A 15918-nucleotide genomic window follows, 5' to 3' on the forward strand; every position below is an offset into this window, starting at 1 on the left:
GTCCACCCGGCCGCGGGGCCGTCCGCCGGGCTACTGCTCCAGCGCGCCGCAGGCGGTCAGGCGCAGCGCGGTGTCGATCAGAGGGACGTGGCTGAACGCCTGCGGGAAGTTCCCCACCTGGCGCTGGCGCCGCGGGTCCCACTCCTCCGCGAGCAGCCCGAGGTCGTTGCGCAGGGCGAGCAGCTTCTCGAAGAGCCGCCGCGCCTCCTGCACCCGCCCGATCATCGCCAGGTCGTCGGCGAGCCAGAACGAGCAGGCCAGGAAGGCCCCTTCGTCGCCGGGCAGCCCGTCGAGGTTCTCCTCGCCGCTCGCGTCGCCGCTGGAGGTGGGGTAGCGCAGCACGAAGCCGTCCGCCGTGGACAGCTCCCGCTGGATCGCCTCGATGGTGCCGATCACCCGCTTGTCGTCCGGGGGCAGGAAGCCCATCTGCGGGATCAGCAGCAGCGAGGCGTCCAACTCGCGCGAGCCGTACGACTGGGTGAAGGTGTTGCGCTCCTTGTCGTACCCCTTCTCGCACACGTCGTAGTGGATCTCGTCCCGCAGTTCCTTCAGCTGCTCCAGCGGGCCCTCGATCTCGCCGGACTCGATGAGCTTGACGGTGCGGTCGACGGCCACCCAGGCCATCACCTTGGAGTGCACGAAGTGGCGGCGCGGGCCGCGCACCTCCCAGATGCCCTCGTCGGGCTCCATCCAGTGCTTCTCCAGATAGCGGATCAGCTTGAGCTGGAGCACGCTCGCGTAGTCGTTGCGCGCCAGGCCGGTCATGTGGCCCAGGTGCAGCGCCTCGGTGACCTCGCCGTACACGTCGAGCTGGAGCTGGTGCGCGGCGCCGTTGCCGATCCGCACCGGCGAGGAGTTCTCGTAGCCGGGCAGCCAGTGCAGCGTGTTCTCGCCGAGCTCGCGCTCCCCGGCGATGCCGTACATGATCTGGAGGTTCTCCGGGTCGCCGGCCACCGCCCGCAGCAGCCACTCGCGCCAGGCGCGGGCCTCCTCGCGGTAGCCGGTGCGCAGCAGCGACGACAGGGTGATCGCGGCGTCCCGCAGCCAGGTGAAGCGGTAGTCCCAGTTGCGCACCCCGCCGATGTCCTCCGGCAGGGAGGTGGTGGGCGCGGCGACGATCCCGCCGGTCGGCCCGTAGGTGAGGGCCTTGAGCGTGATCAGGGAGCGGATCACGGCCTCGCGGTAGGGGCCGGAGTAGGTGCACTGCTCGACCCACTCGCGCCAGAAGTCCTCGGTCGCGGCGAGCGAGCCCTGCGGGTCGGGCAGCGACGGCTGCGGCTTGTGCGACGGCTCCCAGCTGATGGTGAAGCAGACCCGGTCACCGGGGGAGACGGTGAAGTCGCTGTAGGTGGTCAGGTCCTCGCCGTAGGTCTCGACATCGGTGTCCAGCCAGACCGAGTCCGGCCCGGCCACCGCGACCGTGCGGTCCCCGACCTGCTGCACCCAGGGCACCACCTGGCCGTAGGAGAAGCGCATCCGCAGCGAGGAGCGCATGGCCACCTTGCCGCTGACGCCCTCCACTATCCGGATCACCTGCGGCGCGCCGTCGCGCGGCGGCATGAAGTCGATCACCCGGGCGGTGCCGGTCGCGGTGTCCCACTCCGACTCCAGGACCAGCGACTCGCCGCGGTAGTGGCGGCGCGTCGCGTCCGGCGTCCTCGCACCCTCGGGCACGGCCGGGCCGATCCGCCAGAAGCCGTGCTGGTCGGTGCCGAGCAGGCCGGCGAAGACCGCCGGCGAGTCGAACCGCGGAAGGCACAGCCAGTCGACGGTGCCGTCCCTGCAGACCAGTGCGGCGGTCTGCATGTCACCGATGAGTGCGTAGTCCTCGATACGCCCTGCCACGTGAAACTCCAGTCGAACACGGCGCCGCCCCCGCTGGGACGGTCTTGCGGTATGGGGGCAATTCCTTCGGCGAGTCAGCTCTGGAACTGTGGACGAGCTAGTGATCCGGAGGGGGGCGGGGATGTGCCGTGCCGGTCGCTCGCGCAATGCGTTCGAGCAGAATACGTCCTCCCAGCGAGCCGTGCGTGCCTCTCGCTGATCTTCATTGAGCCGGTCGGGTGGCCCCGCCGCCCGGCGGCCGCGGAGCGGACGTCGCCGCAGGCAGACGCGGTGAGCGCCCGCCGTCCAGCCTCGCACGCCGAGCCCCGGGCACGCGATCGGCACCCGGCGTCCCCGCGGTCGCCACCGTTTCCTCACACCATCGCCATGCGGCCGTCGCGCGGTGCACACTCCCCGGCGGTCCGCGCCTGTCGCCCATCGCGCCCGGCGGCGCTGATACCCTGGTAGCCCGTGGGCCGGTGGGCTGTGAACCACTGAACCGCCGCGGCGGCGCGCCAGACCCGAGCGCCGCCCGACACTCACCTCGCGACCACGGGAGCCCCCTCTTGGCCTCATTGCTGAACAGTGCGCCGAAATCCACGACGACCAAGCACATCTTCGTCACCGGCGGGGTGGCCTCGTCGCTGGGCAAGGGGCTCACCGCCTCCAGCCTCGGCGCCTTGCTCAAGGCACGCGGCCTGCGCGTCACCATGCAGAAGCTCGACCCGTACCTGAACGTGGACCCGGGCACGATGAACCCGTTCCAGCACGGTGAGGTCTTCGTCACCGACGACGGCGCCGAGACCGACCTCGACATCGGCCACTACGAGCGCTTCCTGGACGTGAACCTCGCCGGCTCGGCCAACGTCACCACCGGCCAGGTCTACTCCACGGTGATCGCCAAGGAGCGGCGCGGGGAGTACCTCGGCGACACCGTCCAGGTCATCCCGCACATCACCAACGAGATCAAGTCCCGTATCCGGCGGATGGCCGGCGAGGACGTCGACGTGGTCATCACCGAGGTCGGCGGCACCGTCGGCGACATCGAGTCGCTGCCCTTCCTGGAGTCGGTGCGCCAGGTCCGCCACGAGGTCGGCCGCGACAACGTCTTCGTGGTGCACATCTCCCTGCTGCCCTACATCGGCCCGTCCGGCGAGCTGAAGACCAAGCCGACCCAGCACTCGGTGGCCGCCCTGCGCAACATCGGCATCCAGCCCGACGCGATCGTGCTGCGCGCCGACCGCGAGGTGCCCACCGCCATCAAGCGCAAGGTCTCCCTGATGTGCGACGTCGACGAGGACGCGGTGGTCGCCGCGATCGACGCCCCCTCCATCTACGACATCCCCAAGGTCCTGCACACCGAGGGCCTGGACGCCTACGTGGTGCGCCGCCTGGACCTGCCCTTCCGCGACGTGGACTGGACCCAGTGGGACGACCTGCTCAAGCGGGTGCACGAACCCGCCCACGAGGTCACCGTCGCCCTGGTCGGCAAGTACATCGACCTGCCCGACGCCTACCTGTCGGTCACCGAGGCGATCCGGGCCGGCGGCTTCGCGAACAACGCCCGCGTCGCCGTCAAGTGGGTCGCCTCCGACGACTGCGAGACCCCGGCCGGCGCCGCCGCGCAGCTCGCCGGCGTCGACGCGGTGTGCGTGCCCGGCGGCTTCGGCGACCGCGGTGTGGAGGGCAAGGTCCGCGCCATCACCTACGCGCGCGAGAACCGCATCCCGCTGCTCGGCCTGTGCCTGGGCCTCCAGTGCATCGTGATCGAGGCCGCCCGCAACCTCGCCGGGATCGCCGACGCCAACTCCACCGAGTTCGACCCGGCCACCCCCCACCCGGTGATCTCCACCATGGCCGAGCAGCTCGACATCGTGGACGGCAAGGGCGACCTCGGCGGCACCATGCGCCTGGGCACCTACCCCGCGCAGCTCGCCGAGGGCTCCATCGTCCGCGAGGTCTACGGCGACCGGCCCCGCGTCGAAGAGCGCCACCGCCACCGCTACGAGGTGAACAACGCCTACCGGGCCGAGCTGGAGCAGAAGACCGGCCTGGTCTTCTCCGGCACCTCGCCCGACGACAAGCTGGTGGAGTACGTCGAGTACCCGCGCGAGGTGCACCCGTACCTGGTGGCGACCCAGGCGCACCCGGAGCTGAAGTCGCGCCCCACCCGGCCGCACCCGCTCTTCGCCGGCCTGGTCAAGGCCGCGGTCGCCGCCCAGGCGAAGCGCTGACGCCCCACCGGCGTCCCCGCCGACTCCCCGCCGGCGTCCCCGTACGCCGGCGGTGATCCGACTCCCTGACATCCCGGAAGGCGCAGCATGCTCCAGGACACCCCGCAGGAGTGGCAGGTCACGGCCACCGCCACGCCGTTCACCGGCAAGAAGACCGGTGTGCGCACCGACCACGTGGTGATGCCCGACGGCTCCACGGCCAGCCGCGACTACCAGGTCCACCCCGGCTCGGTCGCGGTGCTCGCCCTCGACGACGCCGACCGCGTCCTGGTGCTCAAGCAGTACCGGCACCCGGTCCGGCAGAAGCTGTGGGAGATCCCCGCCGGGCTGCTCGACATCCCCGGTGAGAACCCGCTGCACGCCGCCCAGCGCGAGCTGTACGAGGAGGCGCACGCCAAGGCCGAGGACTGGCGGGTGCTCGCCGACATCTACACCAGCCCCGGCGGCTCCGACGAGGCGGTGCGGGTCTTCCTGGCCCGCGGCGTCTCCGACGCGGACGGCGAGCGCTTCGCGGTCAGCGAGGAGGAGGCCGACCTGGAGTACGCGCGGGTGCCGCTGGCCGAGCTGGTCCAGGCGGTGCTGGCGGGCGAACTCCACAACAGCTGCCTGGTGGTCGGGGTGCTCGCGCTCAACGCGGCGATCGCCTCCGGCGGGCTGGACGCCCTGCGGCCGGCCGAGGCGCCGTGGCCGGCGCGGCCGTTCACCGCGTAGCGGAGCCGTCCGCGGCAGAGAGCAGGGAGCAGGATGCGGGAAACGGGGTGTGAAGGGCAGCGGTCCGAGGGCGCGGGGTGATCTGAAAGGGTGATCATTGGCGCCGCCGTCGGCCACGGGCCCGGGGGCGTGGGGCCCGGCGTGAACTAGGCTCGACGCGCCCCCTTCCCGGGGCACCACCTCACCTCCGGGAGCGCGCCCGTGCCGGACCAGGCCCTCGACCCGTGGCGGTCCCCTGCGGGGAACACCGGCGAGACCGGCCGCCCCGCGGACCCCGAGCGCACGCCCGACCCGGACCCGGAAGAGGGTGCGGCCGCGCGGGGACGCGAGCTGCCCGGGGAGGACGCCGAACCGGCGGCGGAAGAGGCCGAGGCGGCCGGAGAGGCTGAGGAGTCCGCCGGAGAGCCCGAGGCGCCGGAGGGGCCGCGACCGGCGGCGGAAGGGGCCGAGCCGGGCGAAGCGCGGGTCCAGTTGCCGAGGCCGCCCGCCCGGGCGCCCGAGCCGGCGCCCGGGGCCGCACCGGACGGCAGTGCCGAGGCCCGCGCCGTACGGCCCCGGCCCGGCACGCACACGGCGACCGCGGCCGCACCCGTTCCGGCCCCAGCGGCCCCGCCGCGGCCCCCGCACCCGCCCGCCGCGGCACCGCCCCAGGCCCCGCCGGCCACCGAACCGGACAGCGGCGCCGTGGTGCGCCCACTGCCCGAGCCGGCACCGTACTTCACCGGCCGGGAGCGCGAACTCGCCCAGCTGCGGGCCGACATCGTACGGCCCGGGCTTGCCGCGGCGGGCCGGAAACAGCCGGACCGCGGCCGGGTGCTGCTGGTGGTCGGCCGGCCCGGCGCCGGTCGCACCGAGGTGGCGGTGAAGCTCGCCCGGGAGGTCGCGGCGGCTTACCCCGACGGCCGCTTCTTCACGCGGCTCACCGGCACGGACGGCGAACCCGTGCCCGCCGAGAGAGTCGCCCGCGCGCTACTGGGGGCCCTGGCCGCCCGGGTGCCCCCCGCCGCCCGCCCCGCGGTGCCCGGGCAGCCGTCGCCCGGCAGCGGCGGCGCCGAACCGGCCGAGGACCCGGTGGCCGCGCTGCGCAAGGCAACCGCCGGGCGCCGCCTGCTGCTGGTCCTCGACGACGTGGCACGCGCCGACCAGCTCGCCGCGCTGCTGCCCGACGCGCCCGGCAGCCTGGTCGTGGCGACCGCGGACGGCCCGCTGACCGGCGTCCCCGACGTCCGCCCCTGCGCCCTCGGCGGCCTGGACGCCCCCGCCTCCCTGACACTGATCGCCCACACCACCGGCCGCACCCGCCTGACCAACGACCCGCGGGCCGCCGAGGCACTCGTCCAGGAACTGGCCGGGCACCCCACCGCGCTGCGGCTGGCCGCCGCCTGGCTCGCGGCCCAGCCGCGCATGCCGCTGTCCGAGGCGACCGCGCGGCTGCGCGCCCTCCCCGGCACCCCGCCCGCCCCTGCCGCCCCGCCGGCACCCCCGGCCCCGGCCCCGGCGCCCGCCCCGGACGGCCCGGGCCCGGCCGAGGAGGGCGGCGGCGCGGCTCCCCAACAGCCCGGCCCCGTACGCCGCCCCAGCGCTCCGCCCGAGCTGCTGCGGGCCTTCCGGGCCGCGTACGGCATCCTCCCGGCGCCGGTCGCCCGCCTGCTGCGCAGCCTCGTGCTCGCCCCGGCCGGCAGCATCGACGCCCAGGTCGCCTCCGCGCTGGCCGGCTGCGCGGTGGACGCCGCCGAGCGCGCCCTCGCCGGCCTGGCCGACGCCGCGCTGCTGGTGCGCGGCCCCGCCGACGGGCTGTACCGGGTGCCCGGCTGCCTCGAAGAGCTGCTGCGGGCCCTGCTGGCCGGCAGCGACCGCCCGCAGGACATCCGGCTGGCCCGGGCGCGGATGCTGGAGCGGACCGTAAGGCTGCTGGAGTCATGCCGGGCGGCACTGGCGCGCGAGGGCGGCACGGACGCGCTGCCGGCCACCGTCCGGTTCGCCTCGCCCGCCGCCGCGGCCGGCTGGCTGCTGGCCCGCCGCCCGGCACTGATGGCCGCCGCCCGCGCCGCGGTGGCCGACGGCGAACTCGACACCCTCGCCCGCCGGTTGGTCGCCGCGCTGGTCCGCGCACTGCTCGCCCTGCCCGCCGCCGCGCCCGGGCCGGCCGGCGGAAGCCGCGGCCCCGGCACCCGCGCCGACCGCTACGAACTGCACACCCTGGCGCTGACCGTCGCCGAGCGCCGCCGCCTGCCGCGCGAGCGGGCCGCCGCGCTGATCAACCTCGCCGACCTCGACGCGGAGGCGGGCCGCACCGAACAGGCCGTCACCGCCTACCGCGACGCGCTGCAAGCCGCCCGCGCCGCCGACGACAGCGGCGCCGAGGGACGGGTGCTGGAGGCGATCGGCGGCTGCCACCTCGAACTCGGCGACCTCTCCCGGGCCGGCGACTGGTTCGGCCGCGCGCTCGCCCTGCGCCAGGGCCGCGGCGAACTCGCCGACCAGGCGCGGCTGCACGCCCGGATCGGCGCGGTCCTGACGTACCAGGGCAGCCACGGCCCCGCGCTGCGCGAGTGGCGCGCGGCCGCCGGGGTGCACCGCCGCCTCGGCGACGTGGGCGCGCAGGCCCGGGCGCTGGCCGAGGCGGCCCGGGTCCAGGAGTACGCCGGGCTGCCCGAGGACGCCCTGCGCACCTGCCGCGACGCGCTGTACTACGCCCGCCAGGTCGGCGAACGGCGGCTGGAGGCCGCCGTGCTGCTGCGGCTGGCCGACGCGCTCCAGCACCTTGGCGACACCGGGGGCGCCGACCTCCAGCGCGCCGCCGCCCGCCGCCTGCTGCGCGCCGGCGAGCGCCCGGCGTTCTGACCCGCGCGCTGCCCACAGCCGGGCGTAACAACGGCGTCATCTGGACGTGACCAGCCTACGAAACTGCCAATGCTCTCCGCTGAACCCACCACTTTGTAAGGCTGGACAGCGGCTCTTCCTTCACTAGACTGAGTTTCGCCGCACACAAGCCGGTCAGGTCCGGAGTGTCGCGCGATGCCGCCGCATGTCCGGACACCGGACGTGTGGGCGCACCCTCTCCCGAACCTCCCTCCTCAGTGCAAGGACCGTGATCGACGTGAAGGTGGGCATCCCCCGCGAGGTCAAGAACAACGAGTTCCGCGTGGCCATCACCCCGGCCGGCGTCCATGAGCTCGTCCGGCACGGCCACGAGGTCGTCGTCGAGCAGGGCGCCGGGGCCGGCTCGTCGATCCCCGACGAGGAGTACCTGTCGGCGGGCGCGGCCGTGCTCGGCGGCGCCGACGAGGTGTGGGGCGCCGCGGACCTGCTGCTGAAGGTCAAGGAGCCGGTCGCCGAGGAGTACCACCGGCTGCGCAAGGACCAGGTCCTGTTCACCTATCTGCACCTGGCCGCCTCCCGCGCCTGCACCGACGCGCTGCTGGCCTCCGGCACCACCGCCATCGCGTACGAGACGGTCGAGACCCCCGGCCGCCGGCTGCCGCTGCTGGCCCCGATGTCCGAGGTCGCCGGGCGGCTCGCCCCGCAGGTCGGCGCCTACCACCTGATGCGCTCGGCCGGCGGCCGCGGGGTGCTGCCCGGCGGGGTGCCCGGGGTGAAGTCCGGCCGCGCCGTGGTGATCGGCGCCGGCGTCTCCGGCTGGCACGCCACCACCATCGCGCTCGGCCTCGGCTTCCACGTCACCCTGCTGGACAAGGATGTCGACAAACTGCGCGAGGCCGACAAGGTGTTCGGCAACCGCGTGCAGACCGTCACCTCCAACGCCCTCGCGCTGGAGCAGGCCGTCCTCGACGCCGACCTGGTCGTGGGCGCGGTGCTGGTGCCCGGCGCCAAGGCGCCGAAGCTGGTCACCAACGACCTGGTCTCCCGGATGAAGCAGGGATCGGTACTTGTCGACATCGCGATCGACCAGGGCGGCTGCTTCGAGGACTCCCGCCCCACCACGCACGCCGAACCGACCTTCGCCGTCCACGACTCGGTCTTCTACTGCGTGGCCAACATGCCCGGCGCGGTGCCCAACACCTCGACGTACGCGCTCACCAACGTGACGCTGCCCTACATCGTCGAACTGGCGAACCGCGGCTGGCGCGAGGCGCTGCGGCGCGACGCGGCCCTCGCGCTCGGCCTCAACACCTATGAGGGGCAGGTCGTTTACGGGTCCGTCGCCGAGGCGCACGGCCTGACCGCCGCTGACCTGCACACCGTGCTGGGCTGACCGCCCGCGCGTGCGAAGAAACGTCACGCGCGCACGGCCGGTGCCAACTGCGCGCCCACGGCGGGGTCTTGTCCATCGAGACCCCGCCGTCCGCGTGGTTACGCCCTTGACAGAGGGGTGTTCCGTTCCCGACACATCGTGCCGTGTCCGGCGGATTGTGTTGCTGCGAACCACCGACACGCCATAGAGTCGCGAAACGTCGGCTGTAGTCACGCTGACCTATCTAGAAGTTTCCTGGTCACCAAGGAGGTAAGACGACTTGTGAATGAGTCGACATTTGCTCCCGGGGGTGGTCAACCAGGAACGACCGTCGGTTCGGTTGCGGTCCGTACCTTCGATTCCCGCCGGCCCGAGACGACGACCACGGAGACGCTCCCCGGTTACGCCATGGCTCCTTACGACGACGACCACGACCTGCAAGACGGTCAGTTCTACGACCCGGACGCCGAGTACGAGCCGGACCCGGAGTACGCGGCCACGCTCGCGCCCGACGCCGCCCGGCAGCGCCGCGAGCGCGTCGGCCCCACCGGCCGCCCGCTGCCGTACTTCCCGATCCCGAACCCGCTCACCGACCACGGCCCGGCGAAGATCATCGCGATGTGCAACCAGAAGGGCGGGGTCGGCAAGACCACCTCGACCATCAACCTGGGTGCCGCGCTCGCCGAGTACGGCCGTCGGGTGCTGCTCGTCGACTTCGACCCGCAGGGCGCCTTGTCGGTCGGCCTCGGGGTCAACCCGATGGAACTCGACATCACCGTCTACAACCTGCTGATGGAACGCGGCCTGGCCCCCGACGAGGTGCTGCTGAAGACCGCCGTCCCCGGCATGGACCTGCTGCCCAGCAACATCGACCTGTCCGCCGCCGAGGTGCAGCTGGTCAGCGAGGTGGCCCGCGAGTCCGCGCTCCAGCGCGCCCTCAAGCCGCTGATGTCCGACTACGACTACATCGTCATCGACTGCCAGCCCTCGCTCGGCCTGCTCACCGTCAACGCGCTCACCGCGGCGCACTCGGTGATCGTGCCGCTGGAGTGCGAGTTCTTCGCGCTGCGCGGGGTCGCGCTGCTCACCGAGACCATCGAGAAGGTCCGCGAGCGGCTCAACCCCGAGCTGGAGCTCGACGGCATCCTCGCCACGATGTACGACTCGCGCACCGTGCACAGCCGCGAGGTGCTGGCCCGGGTGGTCGAGGCGTTCGACGACCACGTCTTCCACACCGTCATCGGCCGCACCGTGCGCTTCCCGGAGACCACCGTGGCCGGCGAGCCGATCACCACGTACGCGTCCAACTCCGTGGGTGCCGCCGCATATCGCCAACTCGCCAGGGAGGTGCTCGCCCGGTGCCACGCCGAGTGAGTCTGCCGGGCGCCGACGAACTGTTCCGGACCACCGGCGGGGCGTCGCTCCAGGCACCCTCGCCGCCGCACGGCGCCGAGGCGGACACCGACGCACGGCCCGGCGGCCCCGGCGCGCCGGGCAGCGGCGCCGCGCCCGCCGCCCCCGCACCGAACGGGTCCGCGCCCGGTGAGGAGCACACCGGTCGGGACGGCGCCCGTACGGTGCCGCCCGGGCAGCGCCGCCCGGCGCCCGGGGAGCGCACCCCGGAGCGCGGCGGCGCCGTCCAGGCCGCCGCGACGGCCCCGGCGCCCGGGGCGACCGCGACCGTCACTCCGGGCAAGCCCACCCCGCCGCCGATCACGGCGACACCCCAACCCGCCGCGCCCGCACGGCGCAAGGCGCCCCGGCAGAACCGCCGGCCCAGCGGGCGCGAGCGCCACGACGAGAAGATCACGGTCTACGTCTCCGCGGAGGAGCTGATGGACCTGGAGCACGCCCGGCTGGTGCTGCGCGGCGAGCACGGGCTCGCCATCGACCGCGGCCGGATCGTCCGCGAGGCGGTCGCCGTCGTCCTGGCGGATCTGGAGTCGCGCGGCGACGCGAGCATTCTCGTCCGCCGCCTCAGAGGGCGCTGACGCGCCGACGGGACCGCCCCGGCCACGGCGAGTAGCCTGCTGGCGATGCCTACCTCACCCGCCACCCCCCGCCGCAGCCTCGGACGCGGCGCAGCCGCAGCAGCAGCGGCGGAACCGGCCCCTGCGCCGGAACAGGCGGCGGACGAAGCAGAGGGCGCGGCCGCGGACGTGACCGTGGAGGTGGCTGCGGAGGCAGCGGAGGACGCACCCGCGGAGGTGGCGGAGGACGCACCCGCGGAGGTGGCCGCCGACGGGCCCGAGGGGAGCGAACCCGAGGGTGGCGGGGACCGGTTCACGGTGCGGCTGGCGAACTTCGAGGGGCCGTTCGACCTGCTGTTGCAGCTGATCGCGAAGCACCGCCTCGACGTCACCGAGATCGCCCTGTCGAAGGTCACCAACGAGTTCATGGCGCACCTGCGCGCGATGGGCGCGGACTGGGACCTCGACCAGACCACGGAGTTCCTGGTCGTCGCGGCCACGCTGCTGGACCTGAAGGCGGCCCGGCTGCTGCCCGCCGCCGAGGTGGAGGACGAGGCCGACCTCGCGCTGCTGGAGGCGCGGGACCTGCTCTTCGCCCGGCTGCTCCAGTACCGCGCGTTCAAGCAGATCGCCGCGATCTTCGCGGAGCGGCTGGAGCAGGAGGCGCTGCGCCACCCGCGCACCGTCGGACTGGAGCCGCAGCACGCGGAGTTGCTGCCGGAGGTGGTGCTGAGCATCGGCCCGGAGCGGTTCGCGCAGCTGGCGGTGAAGGCGATGCAGCCCAAGCCGAAGCCGCAGGTGTACGTGGACCACATCCACGCACCGCTGGTCAGCGTGCGGGAGCAGGCCGAGCATGTGATCGCGCTGCTGCGGGAGCGCGGCGCGGCCAGCTTCGGCGAGCTGACCGCCGACGCGGCCGACACCCTCACGGTCGTGGCGCGCTTCCTGGCGCTGCTGGAGCTGTACCGGGAGAAGGCGGTGGCCCTGGACCAGGAAGAGGCGCTGGGCGCGCTCCAGGTGCGCTGGACGGGTGCGGCGCGGGACGCGGCGCCGCTGGTGACCGACGAGTTCGACCAGGAGGCCGCGGCGGCGGACTCCCGCGGCACCGGCGGGCGTACCGCCGGCGCCGCCGCCGACCCCGGCGCGGCCGGGAAGGGAGAGCAGGGATGACCGACGTGACCGACCTCACGCGGGGCGCCGCGGGCACCCCCGCCGCCGACGGTGCGGCCGCCCCCGCGGGGCTGCTCGCCGCCGAGACCGCCGAGCTGGAGCTGAAGCCGGCGCTGGAGGCGGTGCTCATGGTGGTGGACGAGCCCGCGACCGAGGAGCACCTGGCGAAGGTGCTGGGCCGGCCGCGGCGGGCGGTGGGCAAGGCGCTGCGCGAGCTGTCCGACGACTACACCCGCGAGGGCCGGGGCTTCGACCTGCGGCTGGTCGCGGGCGGCTGGCGGTTCTACACCCGCCCGGGCTTCTCCGCGGCGGTGGAGAGCTTCGTACTGGACGGCCAGCACGCCCGGCTGACCCAGGCCGCGCTGGAGACGCTGGCCGTGGTCGCCTACCGGCAGCCGGTCAGCCGGTCCCGGGTCTCGGCGGTGCGCGGGGTCAACTGCGACGGGGTCATGCGCACCCTGCTCCAGCGCGGGCTGGTGGCCGAAGGTGGGACGGAACCCGAGACAGGTGCGATCCTGTACACGACGACGAACTACTTCCTGGAACGCATGGGCCTGCGCAGCCTCGACGAGCTGCCCGAGCTCGCCCCGTTCCTGCCGGAGGCGGAAGCGGTCGAGGCGGAGTCCGCGGAAGGGCTCCCGTCCTTCGACCCGGACGCCCCGGACGATCCACCGACGACCTCGAACATGTCGAACACCTCGAACACCTCGATTACGGAACCTTGATGCGAAGCAGCGACAGGAACAGCGGCGGCAACCGGAAACCCCGCGGCGGCAGTGGCGGCGGGCCCGCCGGCGGCTCTTCCGGCGGTTCTTCGGGCGGCCGGCGCGCCGACAAGCCCGAGCGCCCCCGCAAGCCGCGTCCGGAGGAGCGCCGCTACGACGTGGGCGCCACCGGGCAGTCCGGCGCGAACAAGCCCGGCGGAATGCCGCGCACCAAGGACGCGGGCGGCGCGAAGCCCGGGGCCCGGCCGACCGGCAACCGCGGCCGCAAGCCGGTCCCGGCCCGCCCGCGCGAGCTCGACGCCCAGATCGAGGAGCGCAACCGCGAGCGGCACAGCAAGCCGCAGATCCGGACGCCCAAGACGTTCCCCGGCGCCGAGCAGGAGGGCGAGCGGCTCCAGAAGGTGCTGGCCAGGGCCGGCATGGGCTCGCGCCGCGCCTGCGAGGAGCTGATCGAGCAGCGCCGGGTCGAGGTGAACGGCGAGATCGTCACCGAGCAGGGCATGCGCGTCGACCCCGACCACGACGAGGTGAAGGTCGACGGGCTGACCGTCGCCACCCAGTCGTACCTGTTCTTCGCGCTCAACAAGCCGGCCGGTGTCGTCTCCACGATGGAGGACCCCGACGGGCGGCAGTGCCTGGGCGACTACGTCACCAACCGCGACACCCGGCTCTTCCACGTCGGCCGGCTCGACACCGAGACCGAGGGCCTGATCCTGCTCACCAACCACGGCGAGCTGGCCCACCGGCTGACCCACCCGCGCTACGGCGTGCAGAAGACCTACCTCGCCGCGATCCAGGGCCCGTTGCCCCGTGACCTGGGCAAGCAGCTCAAGAGCGGCATCGAACTGGAGGACGGCTGGGCGCGCGCCGACCACTTCCGGATCGTGCACAACACCGGCAAGAACTACCTGGTCGAGGTGACTCTCCACGAGGGCCGCAAGCACATCGTGCGCCGCATGCTGGCCGAGGCGGGCTTCCCCGTCGACAAGCTGGTGCGCACCAGCTTCGGGCCGATCCCGCTCGGCGACCAGAAGTCCGGGTGGCTGCGCCGCCTGACCAACACCGAGGTCGGCATGCTCATGCGCGAGGTCGACCTGTAGCAGGCGGGGGCGGCGGCCTCCCGGTAAGGGCCGGCATCCTGGCGGCGGCCACTTACCGGTGGCCGCCGCGTCCGGCCCGCGCGCCTGTCGGAACCGCCTCGACAGCCGTACCCGCCCGCGGCTTGGATGGACGCGTGACCGTACCTCCCGCGTCCTCCGCCACCGCCGCGCCCCGTGCCACGGCCGCCACCGCCCCGTCCGCCGGCGTGCCCGTCACCTCCCTCGCGACGCTCGCCGCCGCACAGGTGCCCGACCTCGCGCCCGCCGTCGCCGAACTGCTCGGCAGCGGCCCCGAGCTGCTCTTCGCCACCGTCTCCGGCGCGCACCTGTACGGCTTCCCCTCCCGCGACTCCGACGTGGACCTGCGCGGGGTGCACCTGCTGCGCCTGCGCGAGGTGATCGGGCTGCGCGAGGGCGAGGCGACGCGGACCCGGATGTGGCAGCGCGACGGCCTCGACCTGGACCTGGTCACCCACGACCTGCTGAAGTTCGCCCGGCTGATGCTGCGCCGCAACGGCTACGTACTGGAGCAGCTGCTCTCACCGCTGGTCGTCCACACCACCGCCGCCCACGCCGGACTCACCGCGCTGGCCCCCGGCGTGATCACCGCCGGCCACGCCCACCACTACCGCGGCCTCGCCACCACCCAATGGCGGCTGCACGCCAAGAACGGCGAACTCAAGCCGCTGCTGTACACCTTCCGGGGCCTGCTCACCGGCATCCACCTCATGCGCACCGGCCAGGTGCTGGCCCACCTGCCCACTCTGTCCGCGGAGGTCCCGGAAGCGCCCGCCTACCTGCCCGACCTGATCGCCGCCAAGGCCGAGGCCGAGCACGGGCCCACCCCCGACTTCCCCGCCGAACGCCTCAGCGCCGACGTGGCGGCCCTGCACGAGACCCTGACCACCGCGCAGGACGCCTCCCGGCTGCCGGACCGCCCGAGCGCCGAGGACGCGCTGCACCACCTGGTCGTCCGCACCCGCGAGGCGGCCGTCTGAGGCCGGGCCCGTCACCCGGGCCGCGTCACCTCACGCGGGCCGCGTTCCGTCACGGGACCCGCGTCGTGGCCGGGAGCAGCGGCGCAGGCGCCGAGGCGGCGGACGCGGCGCGCACACGGATCAGGAAGTCCTCGACGCGCGCGACGTCCGGCTCGTCCGGCAGCGGGGTGCGGGCGGCGGCCGCGTCGATCTCCTCGTTGAGCGCGCGCACCCACGCCCGCAGCTCGTCCCAGCCCAGCTCGCCGCGCCGGACCGCCAGCAGCCGGTCGCGGTGCTCGCTCGCGTCGATGTCGAGCCGGCCGGTCCGGACCAGGTCGCGGCAGCTCAGCAGCAGCCGCAGCAGGTGCATGCCGTGCTTCCAGCGCGGCCGGCCCTGGGTGCGCAGGTCGGCCTCCAGCTTGCCGAGCTGCTGCACGGCGTAGCCGCGGAAGGACGCCTCGGCGCGGCGGGAGAGGAACGCGTCGCGCAGCGCGAGCAGTTCGCGGCCGGTCGCGTCGGCGTGCTCGACAAGCGGGGAGTGCAGGCACTCCAGGATGTTCGGGTTGCCGCGCAGCGCGAGCACGCAGAACCGCTCCAGCTCCCAGGAGAACTGCTCGTCCAGCGGTCCGGTGACATGGGTGGGCGGCTTGTCCAGCCGCCAGTACAGCGGGGTCGGCGCCAGGAACACCCCGCGCCGGTCGATGTCGCTGCCGTCCGTGGCCAACCCGAAGGCGCGCGAGCCCATCACGCACGCGTAGACCGTGTGGTCCGTGACCAGTCGGTGTCCCACGTCGTCCCCGAGCGATGCGTGCATGAGGGCGATTATGGCCATCCGGTCGGCTCGCGCGGGCGGCTTTCCGTGTTCCCCGCGGGTCGGCGGTGGCGCTGCGGGGCGGATGGTGCGCGCGGGGCCGCCGCGGGGTGCCGGGCGCCTCGCGGTCCGGCCCCGTCCGTCCCGGCCCCGTCTCGGCCCGCGGTCGGCGCCGCGCCGCCCCCGCGCGGCTGGCTACGC

The 15918-nt window shown here is 74.1% G+C and carries 12 protein-coding genes; 10 read left to right on the forward strand and 2 right to left on the reverse strand.

Translation table 11 applies throughout. The features are described from left to right. Positions 1-30: 30 nt before the first annotated feature. Positions 31-1857, reverse strand: coding sequence for a glycoside hydrolase family 15 protein (locus AC3ERT_RS19835; RefSeq protein ID WP_435175829.1), 1827 nt, complete (start codon positions 1855-1857; stop codon positions 31-33). A 542-nt stretch (positions 1858-2399) separates the two neighbouring features. On the opposite strand from AC3ERT_RS19835, the gene pyrG reads away from it, so the two are divergent. From pyrG to AC3ERT_RS19885, 10 genes are all read left to right on the forward strand, one after another. Further along, the gene (gene pyrG / locus AC3ERT_RS19840) at positions 2400-4058 is read left to right on the forward strand and encodes a CTP synthase (protein ID WP_335982331.1); all 1659 of its coding nucleotides are present in this window, start codon (positions 2400-2402) and stop codon (positions 4056-4058) included. 87 nt (positions 4059-4145) lie between these two features. After that, on the forward strand, positions 4146-4769 hold the full coding sequence (locus AC3ERT_RS19845; RefSeq protein WP_335982213.1) for an NUDIX domain-containing protein: 624 nt from the start codon (positions 4146-4148) through the stop codon (positions 4767-4769). A 201-nt stretch (positions 4770-4970) separates the two neighbouring features. Next, positions 4971-7613: a tetratricopeptide repeat protein gene (locus AC3ERT_RS19850; protein WP_435175721.1), complete on the forward strand. Its 2643-nt coding sequence runs from the start codon at positions 4971-4973 to the stop codon at positions 7611-7613. A gap of 256 nt (positions 7614-7869) precedes the next feature. Continuing rightward, positions 7870-8985, forward strand: a complete 1116-nt coding sequence (gene ald, locus AC3ERT_RS19855) for an alanine dehydrogenase (protein WP_435175831.1) — start codon at positions 7870-7872, stop codon at positions 8983-8985. Between the two features lie 261 nt (positions 8986-9246). After that, positions 9247-10338, forward strand: coding sequence for a ParA family protein (locus AC3ERT_RS19860; protein ID WP_335982217.1), 1092 nt, complete (start codon positions 9247-9249; stop codon positions 10336-10338). Further along, on the forward strand, positions 10323-10955 hold the full coding sequence (locus AC3ERT_RS19865) for a hypothetical protein (RefSeq protein WP_335982219.1): 633 nt from the start codon (positions 10323-10325) through the stop codon (positions 10953-10955). The genes AC3ERT_RS19860 and AC3ERT_RS19865 overlap by 16 nt, the downstream gene beginning before the upstream one ends. 45 nt (positions 10956-11000) lie before the next feature. Beyond that, entirely contained in the window at positions 11001-12104 is a 1104-nt protein-coding gene (locus AC3ERT_RS19870; protein ID WP_435175723.1) for a segregation and condensation protein A, read from the forward strand. Then, positions 12101-12829, forward strand: a complete 729-nt coding sequence (scpB, locus tag AC3ERT_RS19875) for an SMC-Scp complex subunit ScpB (RefSeq protein ID WP_335982223.1) — start codon at positions 12101-12103, stop codon at positions 12827-12829. The genes AC3ERT_RS19870 and scpB overlap by 4 nt, the downstream gene beginning before the upstream one ends. Continuing rightward, positions 12829-13929 (forward strand): pseudouridine synthase, encoded by a 1101-nt coding sequence (locus AC3ERT_RS19880; RefSeq protein WP_335982225.1) that lies wholly within the window; start codon positions 12829-12831, stop codon positions 13927-13929. The genes scpB and AC3ERT_RS19880 overlap by 1 nt, the downstream gene beginning before the upstream one ends. A 206-nt stretch (positions 13930-14135) precedes the next feature. Next, positions 14136-14927, forward strand: coding sequence for a nucleotidyltransferase domain-containing protein (locus AC3ERT_RS19885; protein ID WP_435175833.1), 792 nt, complete (start codon positions 14136-14138; stop codon positions 14925-14927). A 49-nt stretch (positions 14928-14976) separates the two neighbouring features. Here AC3ERT_RS19885 and AC3ERT_RS19890 read toward each other — a convergent pair whose 3' ends face one another. Next, the gene (locus AC3ERT_RS19890; RefSeq protein ID WP_435131576.1) at positions 14977-15720 is read right to left on the reverse strand and encodes a nucleotidyltransferase domain-containing protein; all 744 of its coding nucleotides are present in this window, start codon (positions 15718-15720) and stop codon (positions 14977-14979) included. Between the last annotated feature and the right edge of the window lie 198 nt (positions 15721-15918).

Source organism: Actinacidiphila sp. bgisy145 (assembly GCF_057708125.1).

Coding starts and splice junctions, on each gene's coding strand:
- AC3ERT_RS19845 (WP_335982213.1), top strand. CDS start 4,146: ATGCTCCAGGACACCCCGCAGGAGTGGCAGGTCACGGCCACCGCCACG.
- AC3ERT_RS19870 (WP_435175723.1), top strand. CDS start 11,001: ATGCCTACCTCACCCGCCACCCCCCGCCGCAGCCTCGGACGCGGCGCA.
- scpB (WP_335982223.1), top strand. CDS start 12,101: ATGACCGACGTGACCGACCTCACGCGGGGCGCCGCGGGCACCCCCGCC.
- AC3ERT_RS19880 (WP_335982225.1), top strand. CDS start 12,829: ATGCGAAGCAGCGACAGGAACAGCGGCGGCAACCGGAAACCCCGCGGC.
- AC3ERT_RS19890 (WP_435131576.1), bottom strand. CDS start 15,720: ATGCACGCATCGCTCGGGGACGACGTGGGACACCGACTGGTCACGGAC.